17 protein-coding genes are annotated in these 24586 nt (G+C 67.3%); 6 read left to right on the forward strand and 11 right to left on the reverse strand.

Annotated features, from left to right (window positions below):
- Positions 1–2: 2 nt before the first annotated feature.
- From K940_RS0114695 to K940_RS0114735, 9 genes are all read right to left on the reverse strand, one after another.
- Complete coding sequence (locus K940_RS0114695; RefSeq protein ID WP_028478171.1) at positions 3–218, reverse strand: hypothetical protein; 216 nt, start codon at positions 216–218, stop codon at positions 3–5.
- Positions 209–967, reverse strand: coding sequence for a respiratory nitrate reductase subunit gamma (narI, locus tag K940_RS0114700; RefSeq protein ID WP_028478172.1), 759 nt, complete (start codon positions 965–967; stop codon positions 209–211). Before narI ends, K940_RS0114695 begins: the two co-directional genes overlap by 10 nt.
- Positions 964–1644 (reverse strand): nitrate reductase molybdenum cofactor assembly chaperone, encoded by a 681-nt coding sequence (gene narJ, locus K940_RS0114705; RefSeq protein WP_028478173.1) that lies wholly within the window; start codon positions 1642–1644, stop codon positions 964–966. Before narJ ends, narI begins: the two co-directional genes overlap by 4 nt.
- Positions 1641–3332 carry a nitrate reductase subunit beta gene (gene narH / locus K940_RS0114710; protein WP_028478174.1) on the reverse strand — a complete coding sequence of 564 codons (1692 nt, stop codon included), beginning with the start codon at positions 3330–3332 and terminating at the stop codon, positions 1641–1643. Before narH ends, narJ begins: the two co-directional genes overlap by 4 nt.
- Position 3333: 1 nt before the next feature.
- Positions 3334–7035, reverse strand: coding sequence for a nitrate reductase subunit alpha (locus K940_RS0114715; protein ID WP_051407206.1), 3702 nt, complete (start codon positions 7033–7035; stop codon positions 3334–3336).
- 392 nt (positions 7036–7427) lie between these two features.
- The gene (locus K940_RS0114720) at positions 7428–9170 is read right to left on the reverse strand and encodes an NTP transferase domain-containing protein (protein ID WP_028478176.1); all 1743 of its coding nucleotides are present in this window, start codon (positions 9168–9170) and stop codon (positions 7428–7430) included.
- Between the two features lie 73 nt (positions 9171–9243).
- Positions 9244–9996 (reverse strand): VOC family protein, encoded by a 753-nt coding sequence (locus K940_RS0114725; RefSeq protein WP_028478177.1) that lies wholly within the window; start codon positions 9994–9996, stop codon positions 9244–9246.
- A gap of 4 nt (positions 9997–10000) precedes the next feature.
- Positions 10001–10354 (reverse strand): MGMT family protein, encoded by a 354-nt coding sequence (locus K940_RS28390; protein ID WP_255342598.1) that lies wholly within the window; start codon positions 10352–10354, stop codon positions 10001–10003.
- A 4-nt stretch (positions 10355–10358) separates the two neighbouring features.
- Positions 10359–11135 carry an alpha/beta fold hydrolase gene (locus K940_RS0114735; protein ID WP_028478178.1) on the reverse strand — a complete coding sequence of 259 codons (777 nt, stop codon included), beginning with the start codon at positions 11133–11135 and terminating at the stop codon, positions 10359–10361.
- Between the two features lie 84 nt (positions 11136–11219).
- Here K940_RS0114735 and K940_RS0114740 point away from each other — a divergent pair, with 84 nt between their 5' ends.
- Entirely contained in the window at positions 11220–14612 is a 3393-nt protein-coding gene (locus tag K940_RS0114740; protein ID WP_231390380.1) for an ATP-dependent DNA helicase, read from the forward strand.
- Positions 14613–14673: 61 nt separating this feature from the next.
- Positions 14674–18429, forward strand: a complete 3756-nt coding sequence (locus tag K940_RS28395; protein WP_036528683.1) for an ATP-dependent DNA helicase — start codon at positions 14674–14676, stop codon at positions 18427–18429.
- Here the strand turns inward: K940_RS28395 and K940_RS0114750 are convergent.
- Positions 18386–18799, reverse strand: coding sequence for a hypothetical protein (locus tag K940_RS0114750; protein ID WP_051407207.1), 414 nt, complete (start codon positions 18797–18799; stop codon positions 18386–18388). The two genes, K940_RS28395 and K940_RS0114750, sit on opposite strands and share 44 nt — an antisense overlap.
- Before the next feature lie 139 nt (positions 18800–18938).
- Between K940_RS0114750 and K940_RS0114755 the strand changes: the two genes are divergently transcribed.
- The gene (locus tag K940_RS0114755; protein ID WP_028478181.1) at positions 18939–19994 is read left to right on the forward strand and encodes a TrkA family potassium uptake protein; all 1056 of its coding nucleotides are present in this window, start codon (positions 18939–18941) and stop codon (positions 19992–19994) included.
- A gap of 35 nt (positions 19995–20029) precedes the next feature.
- Positions 20030–20935: an NAD(+) diphosphatase gene (nudC, locus tag K940_RS0114760; protein ID WP_028478182.1), complete on the forward strand. Its 906-nt coding sequence runs from the start codon at positions 20030–20032 to the stop codon at positions 20933–20935.
- Between the two features lie 26 nt (positions 20936–20961).
- On the opposite strand, the gene K940_RS0114765 is transcribed toward nudC, so the two are convergent.
- Positions 20962–21192: a mycoredoxin gene (locus K940_RS0114765; RefSeq protein ID WP_155980881.1), complete on the reverse strand. Its 231-nt coding sequence runs from the start codon at positions 21190–21192 to the stop codon at positions 20962–20964.
- A 32-nt stretch (positions 21193–21224) separates the two neighbouring features.
- Here K940_RS0114765 and K940_RS0114775 point away from each other — a divergent pair, with 32 nt between their 5' ends.
- The gene (locus K940_RS0114775; RefSeq protein WP_081706376.1) at positions 21225–23471 is read left to right on the forward strand and encodes an ATP-dependent DNA helicase UvrD2; all 2247 of its coding nucleotides are present in this window, start codon (positions 21225–21227) and stop codon (positions 23469–23471) included.
- Positions 23472–24052: 581 nt separating this feature from the next.
- Positions 24053–24376: a WhiB family transcriptional regulator gene (locus K940_RS0114785; RefSeq protein WP_028478185.1), complete on the forward strand. Its 324-nt coding sequence runs from the start codon at positions 24053–24055 to the stop codon at positions 24374–24376.
- Positions 24377–24586: the final 210 nt, after the last annotated feature.

Genomic DNA, 24586 nt, shown 5'->3' on the forward strand with positions numbered 1-24586 from the left:
GATCACTTCACCAGCGGCCCGCGGCCCGCGGCCGGTCCGTCGTCGCCACCAGCGATGCGCACGGCGTCGGGGGCACCGCTGGTGATGGAGGCCGAGTTGGGTTCGCGGTCGCCGAGAGGTACCAGGACGCTTACGACGATAGGAACAGTGCCCAAACCCGCCCGGACACCGGTGTCCGGGCGGGTTTCCCGTGGCGCTACGGCGTCGGTCAGCGCCACCGTGGAGGCGTCACCGACGCATCCCACGCGCGGGCATAACGGTGCTTGTCCGGCGGGTTGTACTCCTTGCTGCGGTAGACCACGTAGGGTCGCACGAGATACCCCACGGGTGCGCTGAACATGTGCACCAATCGGGTATACGGCCACAACCCGATCAGGACGAGTACGACCAGCCCGTGCAGCTGGAACGTCCACGGGGTGCCCACCATGAGATCGGGCTGTGGGCTGAGAGTGAACAGGCTACGGAACCAGGGGGAGACGGTGTCGCGGTAGTTGTAGGTGCCCCACAACAGATTGCTGCCCCAGGTGTTCAACAGTCCGGTGATCAGCGCCGCCGCCAACAACACGTACATCACTCGGTCGTTGGTGGTGGTGGCATGGCGGACGGCGGGGACGGTGATACGCCGGTAGATCAGGATGGCGACACCGGCGAGCACCGCGAGACCGGCCAACGATCCACCGGTCAGCGCGATCAGATGGTAGGCGTGTTCGGAGATGCCCAGCGCCGCGGTCCACGACTGTGGGATCAACACACCGAGCACATGACCGAGGATCACGCCGAGCATGCCGAAGTGGAACAGCGGGCTGCCCAAGCGCAGCAAGCGACTCTCGTAGATCTGCGAGGAGCGGGTGGTCCAACCGAATTGGTCGTTGCGGTACCGCCACAGATGGCCGAGCACGAACGAGGTGAACGCAATATACGGCAGGATCGACCACAGTGCGGTCGGGAGATGCGGTATCGCGTTCATCTGCGGCCTTCCGATCCATCGAACAGGGCGGGGTCCATCGCGAACGGCTCCAGCCCGACCTCTTCCTCGGGCGGGCCGCTCGCGGCCAGTTCGGCGATGCGCCGCCGGTCCGCGGTGGTCAATGGCGGTAGCGTTGCACCGACCGCGGCGAGCACTCCCGCATACGGGGAGTCGCTGTCGGACAACGACAGCCGCAGCAGCTCCAACACGGGAAGGTGTTCTCCGAGCAGCCGCTCACCGCCGACCGGATCCACCGTGGCGGCGAACTCCAGCAGCACCGGCACATGGTCGGGTAGCTCCGCCTCGTCGAGTTCGACGCCCGCGTGCCGATATGCGTGTTTGAACCGCAACAGTGCCATCCCGCGTTTGCGGGTATCGCCGTAGGCGTAGAAGGTCAGATGCAGGCTGCTGCGGCGGCGCATATCGAAGGTTTCGACGTAGGCCGCAGCGAGGTCCAACGGCGGGGTCGTCGTCACATAGCCGAGGCAATGGTTCAACGGTACGCGCACCGCATCCGGCAACCCGGATACCGCCACGGCCACCTGATCGACCAGTGCCAGCGTGCGTTCGTCCGGGTAGTCCAACAGCAGTGCGGCGATTCGCCACACGAGCTGGCGATCACGCTGGGAGAGCGCGACTGTCGGTTCCGGGCGGCGGCGTAGATTCAGCAGGCTCATCGCGTCGCTCCGCTCACCGTGGGCCCGCTGGGGTTCGCCGTGTCGCTCGTGGTGTTCGCCGCCTTGCCGTTGCCGGTATGTCGGGTGTGTGCGCCGGCGGATGGCATCAGGCCCTCGGTGCTCCTGCCGTCCCAGTTCAGCAGATTGATGCGCGCGGACTTCCCCTGCGGTGCGGCGTCGTTGGTATCGGTGAGGTGGAATTTCTCCACCATCTGGTCGAACGCAGTCATACCCGGGCCGCCATCGGTGTCCAGGCTGCACCCGGTCGCAAGTGAATCCAATTCGTGCGCCCGCGCGCTCGCACCGGTCGGGATGACGTAGCGGTGTTCGTACTTGGCGATCGCCAACAGCCGGTACATCGCCTCGAGCTCCTGCGGCGTCGAGCGCACCGACGGGGCGATCGCGGGATCGGGCTCCTCGCCGAGGTTCACCGACCGCATGAACGAGCGCATCGCGGCCAAACGCTGCAGCGCCGCCCGCACCGGACCCACCTCGCCCGCGGTGAACAGCTCGGCCAGGTACTCCACCGGGATACGCAGTGCGTCGATCGCGCCGAACAGATTCGACGCTTTCTCCCCGTCGTGTCCGGTCTCGGCGAGCACGTCCACCACCGGCGACAGCGGAGGTACGTACCAGACCATCGGCATGGTGCGGTACTCCGGATGCAGCGGTAGCGCGATCTGGTAGTCCACGATCAGCCGGTAGACCGGTGAATCCTGCGCTGCCTGAAGCCATTCCGGTGAGATCCCGGCTCGCTCGGCTTCGGCGATCACTCGCGGGTCGTGCGGATTGAGGAACACTCCGAGCTGGGCCGGGTAGAGGTCACGGTCGTCGGGGACCGACGCCGCCTCCAGGACGGCATCGGCGTCGTAGAGCATGACGCCGATATAGCGTAGCCGCCCGACGCAGGTCTCCGAGCACACCGTGGGCATGCCGGCTTCCACGCGTGGGTAGCAGAAGGTGCACTTCTCCGCCTTGCCCGTCTTGTGATTGAAATAGATCTTCTTGTAGGGGCAGCCCGACACACACTGCCGCCAGCCCCGGCACTTGTCCTGGTCCACCAACACGATGCCGTCCTCTGCGCGCTTGTAGATCGCACCGGAGGGACAGGACGCCGCGCACGACGGGTTGAGGCAGTGTTCACAGATCCGGGGCAGGTAGAACATGAAGCTCTGCTCGAACTCCAACTTCACCTGATTCGACAGCTTCGCCAGCAGCGGATCCCGCCCGACCTGTTCGGGACCGGAGCCCAGGTCGTCGTCCCAGTTGGCGCCCCAGGTGATCGCGGTGTCCGCGCCGGTGAGCAGTGACTTCGGCCGGGCGACCGGCGTGGTGTCGGTTGCCGGCGAGGACAACAAGGTGTCGTAGTCGTAGCTCCATGGCTCGTAGTAGTCCTCGACCGTCGGCAGGTCGGGATTGGCGAAGATGCGCAACAGCCGCCCGAGGCGGGACCCGGACTTCAGGGTGAGCTTGCCGCGCTTGGTCAGCGTCCAGCCGCCCTTCCACGTCTGTTGATCCTCGTATCGTCGGGGATAGCCTTGTCCTGGACGGGTTTCCACATTGTTGAACCAGGCATACTCCATGCCGCCGCGGTTGGTCCACGCCTGCTTGCACGTGACGCTGCAGGTGTGGCAGCCGATGCATTTGTCCAGGTTCATCACCATGGCCAATTGCGCCATGACCCGCATGTCAGTACTCCACTTCCTGCGAGCGTTTCCGGATCGTGGTGACCTCGTCGCGCTGGTTTCCGGTGGGGCCGTGATAGTTCAGCGCGAACGACTGTTGCGCATAGCCGCCGATGAGATGCGAAGGCTTGATCATGATTCGGGTGAGCGCGTTGTGGATGCCGCCGCGTTTGCCGCGCCGCTCGACACTTCGGCCAGCGCCTTCGATCCGGGGTACGTCCACCGCACGGTCCTGCGCGTGGTACATGAACACCGTGCCCTCCGGCATACGGTGGCTGACGATGGCACGGGCGACCACGACGCCGTTGCGGTTGACCGCCTCGATCCAGTCGTTGTCGGCCACCCCGATCTTGGCGGCGTCGCGGTCGGACATCCAGATCGTCTGCCCACCGCGCGAGAGCGTCAGCATGTGCAGGTTGTCCTGGTAGGCGGAGTGGATCGACCACTTCGAGTGCGGTGTCAGGTAGCGCACCGTGATGCCGTCGGCGCCGAGGTCGCCGACCGAGGGTTCTCGGAACAGCGCGGTCATATCCAGCGGTGGGCGGAAGATCGGCAATTGCTCGCCGAGCTCGATCATCCAATCGTGGTCGAGATAGAAGTGTTGGCGACCGGTCAGGGTGTGCCACGGCTTGAGCCGTTCGGTATTGATGGTGAACGGGGAATACCGGCGTCCGCCGGTTTCGCTGCCCGACCATTCCGGTGAGGTGATCACCGGCACCGGGCGTGCCTGGGTGTCGGCGAAGGAGACCCGTTTGCCCTCGTGTTCGGCGGCCAGATCGGCCAACGGGGTCCCGGTGCGACGTTCCAGCGCGTGAAAGCCCTCCACCGCGAGTCGGCCATTGGTGGTGCCGGACAATGCGAGGATCGCTTCCGCGGTATGGGTGTCCTTGGCCAGCGACGGACGTCCCTGTGCCACACCGGAGACCACGGTGCCGTTCACTCCGGCGAGGTGCTCGACCTCCGCATCGGGGTGAGTGGTGACGCCCTTGGTGGTGAGGCCGAGAGTGTCGACCAACGGCCCGAGCGCAGCCATCTTCTCCGCGACCTTCGAATAATCTCGTTCGACGACGACCAGTTTGGGCATGGTCTTGCCTGGAATCGGCTCACAGTCACCGGCCTTCCAGTCCAGCACGCGCCCGCCCGGCTGCGCCGTTTCGTCCGGAGAATCGTGTTGCAGCGGTACGGCGACGATGTCCTCGCGAGTCCCCAGGTGTTTCTCGGCCATCCAGGAGAAACCGCGTGCGATCCGATGAAAGGCCTCGAAATCGGTCTTGGCTTCCCAGGGCGGGGCGATGGCCGGGGAGAAGGCATGCACGAACGGGTGCATGTCGGTAGAGGACAGATCGTGCTTCTCGTACCAGGTAGCGGCGGGTAGCACGATGTCGGAGAACAGTGTGGTGCTGGTCATCCGGAAGTCCAACGACAGCAGCAGATCCAGCTTGCCGGTGGCCCCGGTCTCGCGCCAGGTCAGCTCTCGAGGGCGCACCCCGACGGCCTCGGCGGCCTGCAGGTTGGAGTCGGCGCCGAGGAGATGGCGGTGGAAGTATTCGTTCCCTTTCCCGGAAGAGCCGAGCAGGTTCGCCCGCCACACGGTCAAGCAGCGCGGAAAGTTTTCCGGCGCGTCCGGGTCTTCGCAGGCGAACCGCAGATCCCCGGATTTCAGCGCGGACACCACGTGTTCGGCCGCGCTCGTGCCGGCAGCGGCGGCCTCGTCGGCCAAGTCCAGCGGGTTGCGGTCGAAGGTGGGGTAGCTCGGCATCCATCCCAGTCGGGTGGCCAGCGTGATGGCGTCCGCTGCGGTGCGACCGGCGAATCTCCCCGTGCCGAGAGGGGAGGCGAACACGTCGGCGGTGAACGGGTCGTAGCGCCACTGGTCGTTGGCCAGATACCAGAAGACCGTGCCCTGCATCTGGCGTGGCGGACGCTGCCAATCCAGCCCGAATGCCAGCGTGGACCATCCGGTCACGGGGCGGCATTTCTCTTGTCCGACATAGTGCGCCCAGCCGCCGCCATTGACCCCTTGACAGCCGGTCAGCAATGTCAGGGTGAAGAACGCGCGATAGATCTGGTCGGAGTGGAACCAGTGGTTCGTCCCGGCGCCCATCAAAATCATGGACCGGCCGCCGGAGCGATCGGCATTGTCGGCGAACTCGCGGGCTATCCGCTCGGCCTGTGCGGCGGGTACGCCGGTGATGGCTTCCTGCCAGGCTGGGGTGTAGGGCTCGTGCGGATCGTCGTAGCCGCCCGGCCAGGTCCCCGGTAGGCCTTCGCGACCGATGCCGTATTGCGCGAGCAGCAGGTCGAAGACCGTGGTGACGCGCGTGCCGGCCACGGTCGTCGTCGGCACGCCGCGGGTGAGTACGCCCGGGGTGTCGCTGTCGTAGCGGGGTATCTGCACGGGCACGGCGTCGTCGGCGTGACCGTGCAGAGTCAGGAGGGGATCGACGTCCCCGAGGTCGAGGTTCCAGCGTCCGACGCCCGCGTCACCGAACCGGTGGCCGAGGGATCCGTTCGGCACCACCGGCTGCGCTCGAGCGTCCAGCAGAACGGTCTGGAACTCGGCGCCCTCCTCGGTGCGGCCGAGATCGGCGGCCGTGAGGAACTTCCCCGGCAGATATGTGCCGTCGCGCTCGTCCAGTGTGATCAAGAACGGCAGATCGGTGAAACGCTTGACGTAGTCGAGGAACCGGGGGACTTCCCGATCGACGAAGAATTCCTTCAGCACCACATGCCCCATGGCCATGGCCAGTGCCGCGTCGGTGCCAGGCCGGGCGGGCACCCATTCATCGGCGAACTTGGTGTTGTCGGCGTAGTCCGGCGAGACCACCACGACCTTCTGCCCTCGGTAGCGGGCCTCGGTCATGTAGTGCGCATCCGGCGTTCGCGTGACCGGAACGTTCGAGCCCCACATGATCAGGTAGCCCGCGTCGAACCAATCCGCCGACTCCGGTACGTCGGTCTGATCGCCGAAGACTTGCGGCGAGGCCACCGGGAGGTCGGCGTACCAGTCGTAGAACGACAGCATCGAGCCGCCGAGGAGCGAGATGAACCGAGCGCCCACGGCGTGGCTGACCATCGACATCGCAGGGATCGGGGAGAACCCCGCCACCCGGTCCGGCCCGTATTTTTTGATCGTGTGGACGTGCGCCGCAGCCGCGATCTCGGCCGCCTCCCACCATTCCGCGCGAACGAATCCGCCCTTGCCGCGGGCGGACTTGTAGCGGCGCGCCTGCTGTTCGTCTTCGACGATCGATGCCCATGCCAGCACGGGGTCCTTCGATCGCGCTTTGGCTTCGCGATACAGTTTCAGCAGCGTGCCGCGCACATACGGGTAGCGCACCCGGGCGGGCGAGTAGGTGTACCAGGAGAAGGCGGCGCCTCGGGGGCAGCCTCGGGGCTCGTACTCCGGCTTGTCGGCGCCGACCGAGGGATAGTCGGTCTGTTGAGATTCCCAAGTGATGACGCCGTCTTTGACGTAGATCTTCCACGAACACGACCCGGTACAGTTCACCCCGTGGGTGGAGCGCACCACGGTGTCGTGTGACCAGCGATCCCGGTAGAACTCGTCGGCGCTGCGACCGCCGACTTTGTGGACCGACCGGTGATCGGTGGACACTTCGCCGCGATGGAAGTACTTGCCCAGCCGCAGCAAACCGTCTCCGGCGTCGGCGGTCGGAGCGGAGGGTGCATGAGCCTGGGTACGCAAATTAGCCACGGCGTCCCCTTCGAGGTGTATTCCATTGGTCGTGTGCTTCGACTGTAAAGAGGCGCGCGTAATTGGCCAATCGACTGGCTCACAGCCCAAGCACACCCATGGCGAGCTGTGAGATCAGTGCAACGTGGGGTTCACCTCGGCGTGCCGCGGTCGATCCAGGTGTTGTGAGAGGACCAGGGCGAATGGGCGATTACCTGGTCGCAAGCGGGTCGAAGGGGGAGATCTGCTTCCGCGTCGGTGATGCTTTGGAAACGACCGGTTCTCTCGCACTTTACATTTGTTAACACGAATTGTACGCGTTCGGGCCGGTTGCTCGTATGCTTCGCATGCGCCGGTCTCGGTGTCGAATCGGACGGTGCACGCTAGTCAGTCGGTCTCGCTACTCAGCCGCGCAGTGGCAGGAACTCGACGATCATGTCATCGGTGGCATCCGGCGGGACGACGACCACGCCGTCCCGGTCGACCACGCCACCGAGATGTGCCGTGCGCACGGCCTGGTCACCGACCCATCCACCCTCGACAACGGCGCGGGCGGGCAGGAGGCGAGGTACCTCACCCGCGAGCTCGGCCGCGTTGCGCAGCGGCCCGCGCAACGCTCGCGCCGGCGACGCACCGGTGCGTCCCTCGACGATCGCCGGCGCGAGCGCCATGAGCACCGCGACAGCGGCAAACGGATTGCCGGGAAGACCGAGCACCGTGGTGTCGGAGGGGAGTTCGGCGACCACGGTGGAGCCGCCGGGACGCAGGCGCAGGCGCGGTACCACGAACCCGGCATCAGCGCGCAGCAGAGCGGCCCGCAGTTGGTCGGCTGCTCCGGCGCCAGTGGCGCCGACCACCACGAGGAGGTCACAGTCCGCGGCGACACCCAGGACTTCGTCGAAACCGTGCGGGGTGTCGCGCAGGTGTACTCGATCGGTGGTGCGGATACCACACCGCGACAACAGTTCCGGCAGGATCGGCCCGATCGAATCGCGGGTCTGGCCGGCTTGCAGCGGCCCCTCGCTGCGAATCTCGTCGCCGGTCATGACGATCCGGGCACGCACCGGGCCGCGTACGCGCGCCGTTGTGACCTCGACGCTCGCTGCGGCCGAGATCAGCGCTGTGGTCACCGTGGCCCCCTCCGCGGCGATGAGATCGCCGACTTCCCGGTCTTCGCCGCGGCGGCGGATATCTTCGCGCAGTGGAGTGTTCGGCAGGCGGGCGAGCGTGTCTTCGGTGACCTGGGCGAATTCGTCTCGTAGCACGACGCTGGTGCCGTCCGGAACGTGCGCGCCGGTAGCGATCCGGACCGCTTCGCCGGCCAGCAGTCCGACAGGACGTCGCCCGCCGGCGAAGCCGATATCGCGGCGCAGCCGCCACGGACCGTCGCCGGCCACCGCGTAGCCGTCCATCGCGGATACGTCGAAGCGGGGCAGCGGATCGGCGGCGGTCAGTGGGTCGGCGAGAGCCGCTCCGGCCACCGACCGCAAGTCGGCGTGGTAGGGGACCAGTCGGGAGAGTTTGTCCCGCAGCGTGTCGCGCGCATCGTCCAGTTCGAGCGGCGGGTATCCGTGCACCGCGTCGACCGCGGCCTCGGCCTGCCGTACCTGCTGTTCGGTGTCGCAATCACCGACTCCGGGCAGCCGAACGATCGCGGCGTCGGTGGGCACCAGCGCTTTCATCGGCTGGTTGATCACGGTGCCGAGCCCGTCCAGCGCGGCTGCCAGTGCGGCGCGGCGCCACACACCGATCAGATACTGCGGGCGACCGGACTCGTCGGCCGCGAATGCTGCATCCGCGCCCGACTCGTTTCCGTGGCGAATGAGCTCCGTGATCGCCCACGTCGACAGGAAGGGCAGGTCGGCGGCGAGCACCACGACCACTGGCGCGGCAGAACCCAGGGCGCGCAATCCCGCGTCGATCGCCGCCACCGGGCCCGATCCGGGTGGTACCTCCCTGACCTGGACGATCTCCGGCGCCAGCTCGGGTCGATGGGGGCCGACCACCGCGATCTGTGCGCAGGACTCGACCGCCGAGAGTGCAACGTCGAGCAAGGCGCGGCCACCGACCACGAGACCGGGCTTGTCCACGCCACCCATTCGGCTGGCGCGACCGCCCGCGAGCACGATCGCGACCGTGGCCGTCACACGCCACGCCCTGGAGCTGAGTACACCATGGCGGACATGCTAATTCGTCGCCACCGACGACACCGGGCGCCACTCACGCGTTCGACCAGAACCGGGCCGGCGCCAACAATCGGAATTCATTGCTGTCCGGGTCGGCCAGTACGAGGTCGCTGTCGGGCTCGGCCGCGGGGTCGGGGCCGAGCGTCGTGGCGCCGGCGGCGTGCAGTCGGGCCACCTCGATGGCGCGGTCTTCGGTCGGAAACGAGGTCAGGTCCAAGCGGAGCCTGGTGTGGCCGAACCCGGAATCCGCGGTGGCGACCAATTCCAGCCACGAGCCCAGCCCGGTCGGTGAGCGTAGTCCTGCCGATCCGGCGCTGTGATGTACCACCGGCCAGCCGGTTGCGGTCGACCAGAACTCCGCAAGGCGTACTGGATCGGAGGTGTCGATCACCACGGCGGCGAGGGCTCCGGTGTCCACGTATTCCTCCCGGGGCTCGATCACGCAGAACTCGTTGCCTTCCGGATCTGCCAGTACCGTCCAGGGCACGCAGCCTTGCCCGATGTTCACTCGTCGCGCGCCCAGGGACAGTGCCCGGTCGACCTGGGTGCGCTGATGGTCGAGCGAGCGGGTGGCCAGATCGAGGTGCACCCGATTCTTGCCGCTCTTGGCCCGCCTGGCGGGGAGAAAGGCGAGGGCGAGCTCGGGACCGTCGGCATCGGGGGCCGCGACATCCACGTGCTCGGAACGGTCGACCGTGACGCTCCAGCCGAGCAACTCGGCCCAGAAGCGTGCGATCGACTGCGGCTGGTCGGCATCGAACGCAACGCACGCCAGGCAGGTGGGCATGGACTCAACGGTACTGTTCGACCGGACTCGACGGTGGTTTTTCGGCGAGTGCCATATCTGGATCGGGCAACGGGAACCGGGCGACACGGAGGTCGACGCGTCCGTCGCGGATCGACACGCCCTCGTCGGCGAGCAGGCGCAGTTGGCGCTGCGCCAGATGGGCGGCAGGCTTGCCGCTGGCGCTCAGCACACGATGCCACGGCAGATCCGCGGTATCGGTGCGCATGATCCACCCCACGGTGCGTGGTGTGGACAATCCCACTGCGGTGGCAATGTCGCCATAGGTGGCGACACGCCCACACGGTATGGCAGCGACCATCGCCCGCACCTGTTCGATCTGGGCGTCGGTGGTCGGCACCCGATCAGAATACCGAGCTCACCAAGGCGGCGGTCTGCGCCGGGCATTCTTGGGCGACCATGTGGTGGCAGTCCCATTCGAGCACGGTCAAGCCGGAGCCGAGGCGTTCGGTGAGCGCTGCGCGGAACTCCGACGACACGAATGGCGGATCGACTTTCATCGCCTGGACCACCACAGTGGGCAATTCAGGAGGAGGAAGCACCGCCTGGCGCGCCAGCTGGCCCCAGTACGAGTTGACCGCGGGCAGGCTCATCCGCCAGCCGAGTCGTCCGTCCGCGGTGTGTATCAAATGTTCGGCGATGTCGGCGTCGAGCAGGCGCGGTTCCACATTGCACCAGCCGGTTTCCAGCATTTCCTGGCGGGCGGAGGCCACGTCGTCGTAGTCGGCGGAGGCCAGCGTCGACAATGCGATCTCGTTGAGCCGCTCGGGTTCCAGTTCGATGGCCGGGTCGAGCAGGACGAGCCGGCGCACCAGTTCGGGATGAAGGCAGGCCAGGTGCACCGCGCAGGCGCCGCCGAACGAGTGTCCGACCACGACGACCGGACCGTCGGCTTCCGCACGCAGCACCTCGACCAGATCGGCGACGACGGTCTCGAAGTTCCACGGTGGCAGCGAGGTCGAACGACCGTGTCCGCGTAGATCGGGTGCGAGTACTCGGAACTGGGGTAGATGACCGGTGGCCAGGTCTTCCCAGCGTTTTCCGTGGCCGGTCAAACCGTGTAGAGCGAGCACCATCGGTCCGGTTGCCGGCCCGAACCGATGGACGTATAGGTCGGACATTCGTCCATTCTGTTCGTAATCGCACACGCCGGTCGCGTGGAGGGGGTTACAGGCGTGTCGGTCGCGTCTGTTGCAATAGCCCGCGTGGTGCGATCGGATGGCGCGGTGCGACTTGTTCGCCGGAACACGGCAGCGTCGCGGCCGCGCGCCTGGGGCGACGAGGTGCGCGCACTGCTGGACGATGATGCGCACGCGCCGAGGATGCAGCCGGGGTGGCGCCCATGGCAGGTGCTCGGCGGACCGGGTACCGGTAAGACAGCGCTCCTGGTGGATGTCGCCGCCGCACGAATCGCGGCCGGTGCCGATCCGGCGTCGGTGCTGGTGCTGGCGCATTCGAAACAGGCGGCCGGCGCGCTGCGCGACGCCATCGGCGCTCGGCTGGCGGGACCGGACGCCGACGCCGAGGGCGGCGTACCCGGCGCCATCCGGGAGCCGATGGTGCGGACGGTGCACTCCTATGCGTTTGCCATCCTGCGACGTCATGCGCTGGCGCACGGCAACCCGCCGCCACGTTTGCTGACCGGCGCCGAGCAGGATGCGGCGGTGCGCGAGATGCTGCGTGGCGACCTGGTGGACATGGCTGCGGGGGCATATGGATTGTGGCCCGAGCGCTTACGGCCCGCACTCGCGCTCGGCGGGTTCGCACAGCAGTTGCGTGACCTCATGTCGCGGGCCACCGAGCGGGGCATCGGGCCGGAGGATCTGGTCCGGCTCGGCCACGAGCACGACAAGCCGGAGTGGGTGGCTGTCGGCCGGTTCGCCATTCGCTACGAACAGACGATGGTGCTGCGCTGGTCGGTTGGAGTCGAGACGCCGGAGGCGACGGCGCCCGCACTCGGCGCTGCCGAGTTGATCGGTGCATCGTTGGATGCACTGGCTGCCGATCCGAACCTCTTGGCCGCCGAACGCAGCAGGATCGGCTACCTGTTGGTCGATGACGCTCAGCACCTCGATCCGCAGGCGGCGACACTGGTCGAGGTGATCGGACGAGGCGCGGGGAGCACCGTGATCGCGGGCGATCCCGACCAAGCCGTGTTCGCGTTCCGCGGCGCGGACGCGCGGTTCGTCGCCGACCTCGACGTGCGGGCCGAACAGCGGATCGTTCTGCGCGACAACCATCGGATCAGCGGGCAGGTGCACGCCGCGGCCGCACGGGTCGCCGCGCGATTGCCCGGCCGTGCGCCACAGCGTCTGTCGATACCCGATCACCCGGATTCCGCAGCGGGCGCCGAGATGCGCGTGCGCGTGCTCGCCACCCCGGCGAAGGAAGCCGCGCTCATTGCCGATCACTTGCGACGTGCGCATTTCAGTGCGGGCGTGCCATGGTCGCACATGGCCGTGATCGTGCGTTCGGTGCCACTGACGTCACCGACGTTGCGCCGGGCGCTACACGCCGCGGGCGTGCCGGTGCACCAGCCCGTTGCCGATATCCCGCTGGCGCGGCGACGCGGCGCGAGCTGGTTGCTGCTATCGCTGCGCGCGGTGTTGGCGCGCGCCGCGACGCGTCGCGGCGGCCAACCGGAGTTCGAGCCGCAGCACGCGCTCGACCTGCTCGCCGGTCCGCTCGGCGGCGCGGACCAGATCGCGGTGCGCCGGCTGCGCCGTGGCCTGAAGCGAGCTGTACTGGAATCGGCGCGCTCGGAAGCGGGATCGGACGATCCATCGCAGCGGGGCTCGACGATCGACGACCGGTCGTCCGCGCGCGTGCTGAGCGACCTGGTGATCGGATCCGGTAATCCCGCGATCTTGGACCGCCTCACCGAGGTCGAGGCGGCACCCTTGCGTCGAGTACTCGACACGGTGGAGCGGGCACGAGCGGCGCACGAACACAATGCCGGTCTGGAAGATGTGCTGTGGGTGTTGTGGACCACCTCCCGCTTGGAGCGCCGCTGGGTCGCGCACTCCGAGCGTGGTGGTCCGGTCGGTGTGCAAGCCGATCGTGATCTGAATGCTGTCGTCGGACTGTTCGACGCCGCGGCCGCCTATGTCGATCGACTGCCGCGCGCCAGTATCGAAGGTTTCGTCGACTACCTCGTGCAGCAGGAGATTCCGCACGACGCCGTGCCGCCCGCCGCGCCGACCGAAGCCGTCGCGTTGCTCAGCGCGCACTCCGCCGCCGGGCGGGAGTGGGATGTGGTCGCGGTTGCCGCTGTTCAGGAAGGGATCTGGCCCAACCCGCGGCCGCGGGGCACACTGTTGCACACCGAGGATCTGGTCGACCTGGCCTCCGGTGTCTCCGGAGCCGGGGAAGAGGTGAGTCGCGTCGCACCGATTCTTGCCGAGGAACGCAGGCTGCTGTTCGTGGCCTGCAGTCGGGCTCGGCGCTCGCTGCTGGTCACCGCGGTGGAGTCCGCCGCCGGCGAACGTGACCTGGTGCCGTCTCGCTTTCTCACCGAATTGCTCGGGCACGAGGCCGCCAGCGAAGGCGATGCGTTGCCGGTGGTCGATCCCGGCCGCGCCTTGGTGATGCACTCGCTGGTGGCCGAATTACGCGGCGTCGTATGCGATCCCGCGGCCGACCCACAGCGCCAGCGGCGGGCCGCCCATCAACTGGCACGTCTGGCACACGCGGGGGTGGGCGGTACACATCCCGACGAGTGGTACGGCGCCGCCGAAACGAGCTCGGACCAACCGTTGTGGGCTGGTGACGACAGCGCGGTGACCGTATCGCCCTCCACCATCGATCAACTACGGACGTGTCCGCTGCGGTGGGCGTTGGAACGTCACGGCGGCGCAGACGGGGACAACCCGCACGCCATCAAGGGCAATCTGGTGCATACCTTGGTGCAGGCACTGGCAGGCAACGTGCCCGAGGCACGGGTCCGCGCCGCGCTGCACCGCGCATGGCGGGCAGTGGAACCCGGTACCGGCTGGCATTCCCGACAAGAGCTGCGCCGTACCGAGGCAATGCTGGAGACCTTCTCGACCTGGGTGCGTAACACTCGTGACGAACTCACCCGCGCTGGCGTCGAGGTACCGTTCGACCGTGTGCTGCCCGCCCGGGTCGACACCGAGCCGGCCGTGCGGATTCGGGGCCGCATCGACCGGCTGGAGCGCGACCTGCATGGGCGCTTCGTGATCATCGATGTGAAGACCGGGAAGACACCGATCACCAAGCAGGCCGCGGTCGATCACGCCCAGTTGGCGACCTACCAGGTGGCAGCCGCGGTGGGCGCGCTCGACCCCACGGCCGCCGGTGACCCGGCCGCGGACCCCGACACTGTGCCGACAGACGAACCCGGAGGTGCTCGGTTGGTGTACGTTGCCAAGCCGAGCAGAAGCGACGGAGCGACCCAGCGCGCTCAGCCCCCACTGGACGTCGAGGCGCTCGCCCGGTGGCGCGATACGATTCACCAGGCCGCGGGGGCCACCCGCGGACCCAGCTATCTAGCCATGCGCAACGACGGTTGCCGCCACTGTCCGGTCGCCGGCAGTTGCCCCGTCCAGACCGCCGGGAGGCAGGTGACCGACGAGTGAACCTGCTGCGGTCGACGCCCGCGAAGACAGGGCCGTCGCCTGCGACAGCCGAGACGACGCCGTGACCGACGGCCGGGTTACGCCTCACGCGCTGGCACAGGCATTGGGCCTACCGCCGCCTACCGACGAACAGGCCGCAGTCATTGCAGCGCCCCTGGGTCCGACGCTGGTGGTGGCGGGCGCGGGGGCGGGCAAGACCGAGACCATGGCCGCGCGGGTGGTGTGGATGGTGGCCAACCGGCTCGCCAGGCCAGAGGACGTGTTGGGGCTGACCTTCACGCGCAAGGCAGCCCAGCAGTTGACCGCACGTATTCGCAGTCGGCTCGCCCGGCTCGCCGGCGCACCGATGCTGCGCGATCTCGACCCGACCGGTCTGCTGCGCACCCAGTTGGCCGGGGCGGAACCGGAGATCAGCACCTATCACTCCTATGCAGGGCGGCTGCTGACCGAATACGGTCTGCTGCTCCCGGTCGAATCTTCGGCTCGCCTGCTCACCGAGACCCAACTCTGGCAGCTGGCTCACCGGGTGGTGCGTACCTGGGACGGCGACTTGGAGACCGAACGTTCCCCGGTAGCGGTCACGGAGGCGATACTCGCGTTGTCCGCCCAGCTGGCCGAACACCTGGTGGAGCCCGACGATCTGACCGAGGCACACTCGGAGCTGTCGAAGTTGGTGAGCACGTTGCCCCCTGGACCCCGCCAGCGTCGGGAGCCGAGCCGAGCTCTGCAGGATATCGTGCGGGTGCAGCACGAACGGGTGGCTTTGCTGCCGCTGGTGCGCCAGCTCAGCGATGAACTGCGTCGGCGCGGCGCGCTCGATTTCGGCGCGCAGATGTCGCTCGCCGCACGGCTGGCTGCCGAACATCCCGAGGTCGGCGTCGCCGAACGTGAGCGCTTTCGCGTGGTCCTGCTCGACGAGTACCAGGACACCGGTCACGCTCAGCGGGTGCTGTTGACCGCATTGTTCGGTGATGCACCCGGACCCGACGATCCCCGCGCGCCGCGTCGTCCGGCAGTTACCGCGGTCGGCGACCCGATGCAGTCGATCTATGGTTGGCGCGGCGCCTCTGCGGCGAATCTTCCCCGGTTCGTCACCGATTTTCCCAGTGCGCCCGGCGTTGTGGCCCCGACATTGGCATTGTTGACCAGCTGGCGTAATCCGCCGGAGGCGTTGGCGCTGGCGAACGTAGTGGCGGACCCATTGCGTCGAGCGGCGCTCGACGGCGGGGGCGTCACTGTCGACGCGTTGCGCGCTCGACCCGACGCGGGGCGCGGTGTCGTGGCGCTGGCGCTCACCGACACCGTGGTCGCCGAACGCACGTGGGTGAGTGAGCGCATCGCTGCGGAGTGGGCGGCGTGCCGGTCGGCGCGGCGACCACCGCCTACCTCCGCGGTGCTGGTGCGCCGCAATGCCGACGCCGCGCCGTTCGCGGAAGCACTGCGCGCGCAGGGGCTTCCGGTGGAAATCGTCGGGCTCGGCGGATTGCTCGCCACGCCGGAGGTCGCCGATATCGTTGCCACGCTTCGACTGGTTGCCGAGCCGGGCGCCGGCAGCGCGGCCATGCGCGTGCTGACCGGTGCACGCTGGCGGATCGCAGTGGCCGACATCGCCGCGCTGGCGCGCCGGGCCGGAGAGTTGTCGATCCATCGTCCGACGTCCGAGCGGCGGGTGCAGATCGGTGACGACGTCGCGCTCGACCAGGCGCTGCGTGCCGTTGCGCCCGAGCCCGCCGAACACGCGGGATTGGCCGATGCGATCGCGGATCCTGGTTCGGCGCAGCAGTATTCGACTGCTGGTTTCGCTCGCATCGAAGCGCTGGGTCGGGAGTTGACGGCCCTGCGTGAACGCAGCGGACAGCCGCTTGTGGAGTTCGTGGCCGACGTCGAGCGGGTCATCGGCGTCGGCGTGGAGGCTCAGACCCGGCGCGCAGTGTCGGGTAAGGGCGCCGGCCGCGAGCATTTGGACGCCTTCGCCGAAGTGGTGGCCGGGTATGCGGCCGATGCCGGCGCTTCACTGGGCGGACTGCTCGCCTTCCTCGCCGCGGCGGAAGAGGTCGAAAATGGGCTCGAGCCGGGTGAAGTGGAGGTTGCCAAGGACCGTGTCCAAGTGTTGACCGTGCATGCGGCGAAGGGGCTGGAGTGGGAGGTCGTCGCGGTCCCGCACGTGGTGACCGGGGTGTTTCCCTCGACGATCGGTTCCGCTACGTGGCTGGGCGCGCTCACCGAACTGCCGACGGCGCTGCGCGGGGACCGCGCGCGAGGCGACGCGGCCGACGGCGTTCCCGTTCTCGAACTCGCCGAACTGAACGATCGCACCGATCTCGATCGCGCGATCGCGCGGCACAAGCAGGCGCTCGAGCGTCGACGAACCGACGAGGAGCGCCGCCTTTTCTATGTCGCGCTCACCCGAACCGAACGCGTATTGCTCGTCTCGGCCCACCACTGGGCCGAGACCGGTGCTTCCCCGAAGGGGCCATCGGATTTTCTGCTGGAATTGAAACAGGCCGGTGCGGATCGGGCACACGGGGTTGCGACGGTTCAGCGGTGGGATGATCCGCCCGAAGCCGAGCAAACGAACCCGTTCACCGTCAACCGCGCCACCGCGGGGTGGCCGCGCGATCCGCTCGGCACCCACCGTGATGTCATCGAGCGCGGCGCCGCGTTGGTCCGTACCGCTTTCGCCGAGCTCGCGGCACAGACCTCCTCCGGCCCGGCGGACCGCGACGGAACCGACGGTGATCGGGACCGAGCGCCGGCCGAGACCGCGGCAGGCATCGACGGAGGAGCGGTAGGCATCGACGGAGGAGCGGTGGGCATCGACGGAGGAGCGGTGGGCATCGACGCAGGAGCGGTGGGCATCGACGCAGGAGCGGTGGACATCGACGCAGGAGCTCCCGAGTTCGCGCACGGTGCCCTCGACGACGACCGGTACCTGGATGTCGAGTCGAGGGCCAGTGCAGACTCGGACCCGGTGGGGGAATACCTGTCCAACGGTGAGTCGCTCGATAGCGGGAGTGGTTTCGCTGGGTTCACGGTGGGGGACTCGGCATCGCCCGAGCGCCTACGCGCTGCTCCGGATTCGGACGATCCGGAAGGGTGGGCGGCCGATGTCGATGCTCTGCTGGCCGAACACACGGCCGCCGCTGTGGCCGCCGAGGTAGTCGAACTACCCAGTCGAATAGCGGCGACCGCATTGGTCGAACTGCGTGCAGACCCGGCGAAACTTGCTGCCCGCCTGCGTCGTCCGCTGCCCTATCCGCCGAATCCGCTGGCCCGCCGAGGCACTGCCTTTCACGCGTGGGTGCAGCGGTGGTTCGGTTCTACCGCACTGCTCGGCGTGGACGACCTGCCCGGCGGTGCCGACCCCAGCGCAGCCGACGCGGGCCTGGATGCCGAGTTCGCCGCGATGCAGCGGGCTTTCACTCGGTCTGCGTGGGCGAGTCGGAGTCCGGTGGAGGTCGAGATTCCCTTCGAGACCTCGATTGCGGGAATTGTGGTTCGCGGGCGGATGGATGCGGTGTTCGTGGAACCGGACGGAGGCTGGGTCGTGGTCGACTGGAAGACCGGCGCCGAACCCAGCGCGGCCGACCAGCCTGCGGTCGCCATGCAGCTGGCGGTCTATCGGCTGGCGTGGGCTCGTTTGATGGCGGCGCGCACAGGCAGCTCCGAGCAGGAGATGCTCGGCCGCGTGGGCGCAGCGTTCCACTACGTGCGAACCGGCCGCACAATCGCGCCGGCCACGCTGGCCGGTCCCGCGGAACTGGCCGCGTTGATCAGGAACTCCGCGCCCGTCGACTCACCGCCAGCGCCTGAGTGATCAGCGGAATCTGCAGCGGAAGCCGCAGTACCGAACCGATCTTGACTACGCGCGCAGCGTTCTCGTTCGCTATCGTGTCTGTGGCGAACTGGACATTGGCCGGAAATACTGCGACGAACAACGCCGCGGCGAGACGGCCGCCGAGGCCACGGGTCCGCGGGATCATCAGCGTGGCAGCGACGCCGAGTTCGGCCACACCGGAGGCGTAGGTGTAGTCCCGGGCTCGACCGGGCAACAGCCGAGGCACGATCGAGTCGAACGGCTTGGGCCGCGCGAAATGCAATACTCCGCTACCGATCAGCAGAGCGGCGAGAACGAGTGCCGGGCGTCGGCCGGCATCGTCGGCGGGGACCGAGGTGATTTCTGTCATCAGGCACCCATATCACTGTCTCGGTGCTCGCGTCGAGGGCGAGGACCCCGTGGGAAGCGGGTAGGCTCCCGTGCTGTGCCGGAGGGACGAGAGAAACCGGAGATGACCGACACGAGCAACGATATGGCGGGGGAAGCCCGTGTTCGGTGACCGCGCCCGCGGCCTCGGGCTGGTAAGCCGTCCGCATTTCGCCTTGGTCGGTGTACTACGAATCCCGGAAGCGCAGGCGAGCCCATGGACTTCGTTGGCCCGGCGTGTCCTGTTCGCGACCGCGCTACTGTTCGTGGCCGCGATCGTGGTGTACCTCGGTCGCGCTGGCTATCGCGACAATGCCGGCGGCCAATTGTCGTTCGCCGATGCGCTCTACTATGCGACGGTGTCGTTGTCGACGACAGGGTACGGTGATATCCACCCGGTGACGCCGCAGGCGCGGCTGGCGAACATCCTCGTCATCACACCGTTGCGCATCCTGTTCCTCATCGTTCTGGTCGGAACCACGCTCAGCGTGTTGACCGAACGCTCTCGGCAGGCTTTCAAGATTCAGCGATGGAGGCACACCGTGCGCAATCACACCGTGGTTGTCGGATACGGCACGAAAGGCAAGACCGCGATCGACGCCATGCTCGGCGACGGCGCCCAGCCCGGGAACATCGTGGTGGTCGACACCGATGCCATTGCGCTCGAGGGGGCCGCGAATGCCGGATTGGTCACCGTGCACGGCTCGGCCACGCAGTCCGATGTGCTGCGGCTGGCCAGTATGCAGAACGCTGCCGGGGTGGTGGTCGCCACCAACCGGGACGACACCGCGGTATTGGTCACCCTGACCGCCCGAGAGCTGAACAAGTCCGCCAAGATCGTGGTCGCGATCCGTGAGGCGGAGAATACCCACCTCGTACGGCAGTCGGGCGCCGATTCGGTGGTGGTGTCCTCGGAAACCGCCGGTCGCCTACTCGGTATCGCGACGACCACACCGACGGTGGTGGAAATGATGGAGGATCTGCTCACGCCCGAGCAGGGTTTCGCCGTCGCCGAACGTGATGTGGAGCCATCCGAAATCGGCGGTTCGCCGCGGCATCTCAGCGACATCGTGCTCGGCGTGGTGCGTGGCGGGGTGCTGGTTCGCATCGGCGAGCCCGCCGTGGATGCGATCGAGGCGGGCGACAAGCTGTTGTATATACGCCGGTCGGGTAAGTGAGCGCGACGGTAGCCTGTCCGCGATAGTCTCGGGCTATGTCGGCATTCGAGCTCACTGGTGTTCCTCTGTTGTCCCGCTCCGCCATCGATCGGGCCGAACAGATCCGCGGCGACGAGGGAGTCTTGCGTGCCGGGTGGGGTACGGCGAAGCTGCTGCGGATCAGCCGCCGTGGGCAGGTGCGTTTCAACGAGAGCGGCCTGGTGCTGGGCTCCGCTGTCGAACTGTCCCCCGAGCCGAGTCCGGCCGCGGTGTTCCTCGGGATCGAGGACGGCGTCCACGTGTGGGCGGTGCGCGATCCGGAACTGAGCGGCTCGTTGATCGATCTGCGAGTGCTGGCCGGAAGTAGTATCGACGACCGCACCGCCGGGCTGCTTTCGGCCGCGATCGCACTGCTGAACTGGCACGACAAGGCTGTGTTCCACAGCGCGGACGGAACCGCGACCACCGCGTCCAAGGCAGGCTGGTCGCGGGTGACCGAGAGCGGCTACGAGGAATTCCCTCGAATCGATCCCGCCGTGATCTGTTTGATCCACGACGGTAGCGAGCGGGCATTGTTGGCCCGGCAGAGCAGTTGGCCGTCGTCGTTGTACTCGTTGTTGGCCGGATTCGTCGAGGCAGGAGAGTCGCTCGAGCGCTGCGTCGAACGCGAGATGCGCGAGGAAGTCGGTCTCGACGTACGCGAAATCAGCTACTTGGGCAGCCAGCCATGGCCGTTCCCGCGCTCACTGATGCTCGGTTTCGCCGCGATTGCGGATCCGGAGCAGCCATTGTCGTTTTCCGACGGGGAAATCGCCGAAGCCGACTGGTTCACCCGCGCCGAAGTGCGCGCGGCCTTGGCGGCGGGAGATTGGTCGATGCAGGACAAGGGCGCACGGCTGTTGCTGCCCGGCTCCATCTCTATCGCGCGCACCATCGTCGAGTCCTGGGCCGTAGCCGGCTGAGCCTGCGGTCGGTGTGCGAATGGTGATCAGGACATACGTGCCAGGGTCTGCCTGATGGTCGCCAAGGAGGGATTGGTCGCGGTCGAGCCGTCGGCGAACTTCACGGTCGGTACGACATGGTTGCCGCCGTTCACACTGCCGACGAATGCGGCCGACGCTTCGTCGCGTTCGATGTCGACCTCGGAATAGCTGATTCCAGCTTCGTCCAGTTGTTTCTTCAGCCTGCGGCAGTAGCCACACCACGTCGTCGAGTACATGGTCAGCGCGGGATTCACACCAGTCACGGGTGATGCAACGCAGAACGGTCACCGACTGTTCCGCGGGTCGGTTCGCTGGGCTCGTTGGCCTGCCGACAGGCGGCCGAGCCCGTGTCGGTCGTCGGTGTCATGATGGCGGCGTGTGCGCCCTCGACCTCGCCGACCTCGATCCGGAGCAGGTTGCGGCGGTGCGCGCACCGCGCGGACCCGTGTGTGTGCTGGCCGGTGCGGGCACCGGCAAGACCAGGACCATCACCCACCGCATCGCGCATCTGATCTCACACGGGCACGTCCGCCCCGATCAGGTACTCGCGGTGACCTTCACTTCGCGATCCGCAGGTGAGTTGCGGACCCGGTTGCGCTCGCTGGGGCTGCGCGGCGCCGCGGCTCGGGTGCAAGCACGCACCTTTCATGCCGCGGCGTTACGGCAACTGCGTTATTTCTGGCCGCAGGTGGCCGCGGACATGCCCTGGCGGCTGGTCGATGCGAAGCTTCCGCTCGTCGTGCGGGCAGCGAACCGTGTGCGGGCCTCCACGGCCCCCGACAGTGTGCGGGACCTGCTCGGCGAGATCGAATGGGCGAAGGCCTCGCTCATTGCGCCGGACGACTACGTGGCGGCCCTCGCCGCGCATCGACGCGAGCCGCCGCTCGATGCGTCCTTGGTCGCCGAGGTCTACGACGGCTACGAAACGCTCAAAGCCACCCCCGACGGGCTGCTCCTGGATTTCGACGACCTGCTGCTGCACACCGCGGCCGCATTGGAGAACCACCCGGCGGTGGCCGACGAGTTCCGTGGTCACTACCGCAGCTTCGTCGTCGACGAATACCAGGACATGACGCCGTTGCAGCAGCGGTTGCTGGATGCCTGGCTCGGTGATCGTGACGATCTCACAGTGGTCGGCGACGCCAACCAGACGATCTATTCGTTCACCGGAGCGACACCTCGCTACCTGCTCGATTTCTCCCGTCGTTTTCCGGATGCCACCGTGGTCCGGCTCGAGCGCAACTATCGCTCCACACCTCAGGTGGTATCGCTGGCAAACCAGGTGATCGGGGCGGCGCGCGGCCGCGTCGCGGGCACCCGACTGCAATTGATCGGTCAACGCCCCGAAGGCCCCGAGCCGACGTTCGCCGAATACGCCGACGTGCCCACCGAGGCCACCGCGGTGGCCGCCGAGATCGCGACGCTCATTGCGACCGGAACGCCGGCCGCCGAGATCGCCGTGCTCTATCGGATCAACGCTCAGTCCGAAAGCTACGAGCAGGCGCTCACCGAGGGCGGCATCCCCTACCAGGTGCGTGGTGGCGAGAATTTCTTCGCCCGTGTCGAGGTGCAGCAGGCCGTGCATGCGCTCCGTGCGACCGCGTCCCGCGACGATCTTCCCGACCGGTCACGTCGGGGCGAGGCAATGGTTTCACTGGTCCGCGCGACGCTCGCATCGGTCGGGTTCACAGCCACCGAGCCCGCCGGTACGCGAGCGCGTGAGCGCTGGTCTGCTCTGCAGGCCTTGGTTCGCTTGACCGAGGAAATGGTCGGTGACGACGATCGCCTCGACCTGACCGGGTTGTTGCGCGAACTGGAGGTCCGCGCCGCCGCCGGACATCCGCCCACGGTGCAGGGCGTCACACTGGCTTCGCTGCATGCCGCCAAGGGCCTGGAGTGGGACGCGGTGTTTCTGGTCGGTTTGTCCGATGGCGCCGTGCCGATCGCGCACGTCCTGCACAGCAACGGATCGGTGGCCGATGCGGCTGCGTTGGAGGAAGAGCGTCGGCTGCTCTACGTCGGGGTCACCAGAGCGCGGCAGACAGTGCGGTTGTCCTGGGCATTGGCCAGGACCGCAGGTCGGCCCACCCGTCGGCGTTCCCGATTTCTTCATGGCCTCGTTCCCGAGGCCTCTGCTGCTTCCCGGGTGGCAGCCGCTGACCAGCGTGGTGGGGCGCGGCTTCCTTCCTGTCGGGTATGTGGTCGGTCCTTGCTGAATGCCGGCGATACCCTGCTCGGGCGCTGTTCGAGCTGTCCGGCCGAATTGAATGCCGAACTCCTTGCCGCGCTGCAGGACTGGCGCAGGGAGAAGGCCGCTCAACTGTCCATCGACGCCCGAGCAGTGGCGAGTATCACAACGTTGACCGCAATTGCGGAGCAGTGGCCGACGGACGAACGAGCGCTGGCCGCGATTCCCGGCATCGGGCAGTACAAGTTGCGGCGCTTCGGTGCCGAGATGCTCGCGATCGTCATCTCCTTCAGCGATTCACGGCACAAAACCGCAGGTAAAAAATAGGTTGTGGGGGACGGCGAACTTGCCTATGGTGGATTTCACGCACCGGGAGGGCATTTCGGCGCGCGCGACAACCTAGACATAACGAGCCCAGAAAGGAGATGCCGCGATGGACATGATCGCAGCTGCAGACGCCTATGGCGTCGACGCGACCGCGCCGGTCGCAGTCTCCTGGGAAGCTTTCTCCGCTGGGGGAATGTGCTCGAGGGTCGGTGGCTTCGGCGTCATCGGCACACCGCCGATGTGCGTTGCCGTGCTCGCATTCGCCCACACCGAGATTCAGGGTAAGCCTCGTATCGATTGGCGCCCGGGTGTCTTTGCGGAACCTGTAGACCGCACGGCAGATGAAATCGATCTCGCACTTGCGTATTCGTGGGCAGCACGCCGCCACATTGCACATCCAGCGACCGTGATCAGGACTCGACACAGATGTCGATCTAGGTAGGAAGCACCTTCCCGACCTCCTGGCCACGGATCGCACAGCAGCGAAACCGTGGCCAATTTTTTGGCCTTCAGCCATATGCCGGCAGCGGTTTCGCGGCACAACGAAACGAACCGCTGCAAACAAGCTGAAGGAGAACGACGTGCTAGCCGCACAGAATTGGCCACAGGCCGCCAGTGATGTGACATGCCGCACCGTGGCGTCGGATACCCAGGCCCAGGAGCTCACCGAGGTTCTGCCTTGTCGAGCCGCCGACCCGGACCTCTGGTTCGCGGAAAACCCGGTTCAGTTGGAGCGGGCCAAGGCGCTGTGCGCGACCTGCCCGATCCGCACCGGCTGCCTGAGTGCCGCCATGAATCGGCGCGAGCCGTGGGGTGTCTGGGGTGGTGAGATCTTCGACCAGGGCGCGGTCATCGCCCGCAAGCGTCCTCGTGGGCGGCCGCGCAAGGTCGCGGTTGTCGGGTGATCGAGAACCTCGCGGGCGAGGCGGGCTCGGTTGCACAAGTCTCGCCACAATCCCAGATCCACACGGTATCCGCCAGATACCGTCATCGCTCCCTCCGGTCGATGTACTCCGTCAGTTCGGTTCCGCAACGTGCCACCCCTGCGGGACCGACGGACGTAGAGTCGACGAACGAGAAAGCAGGCCAGCCGCTCACCCATGCCCGGTGAGCGG

Origin of the sequence: Nocardia sp. CNY236 (genome assembly GCF_000482385.1) — a bacterium.
Classification (GTDB): Bacteria; Actinomycetota; Actinomycetes; order Mycobacteriales; family Mycobacteriaceae; genus Nocardia.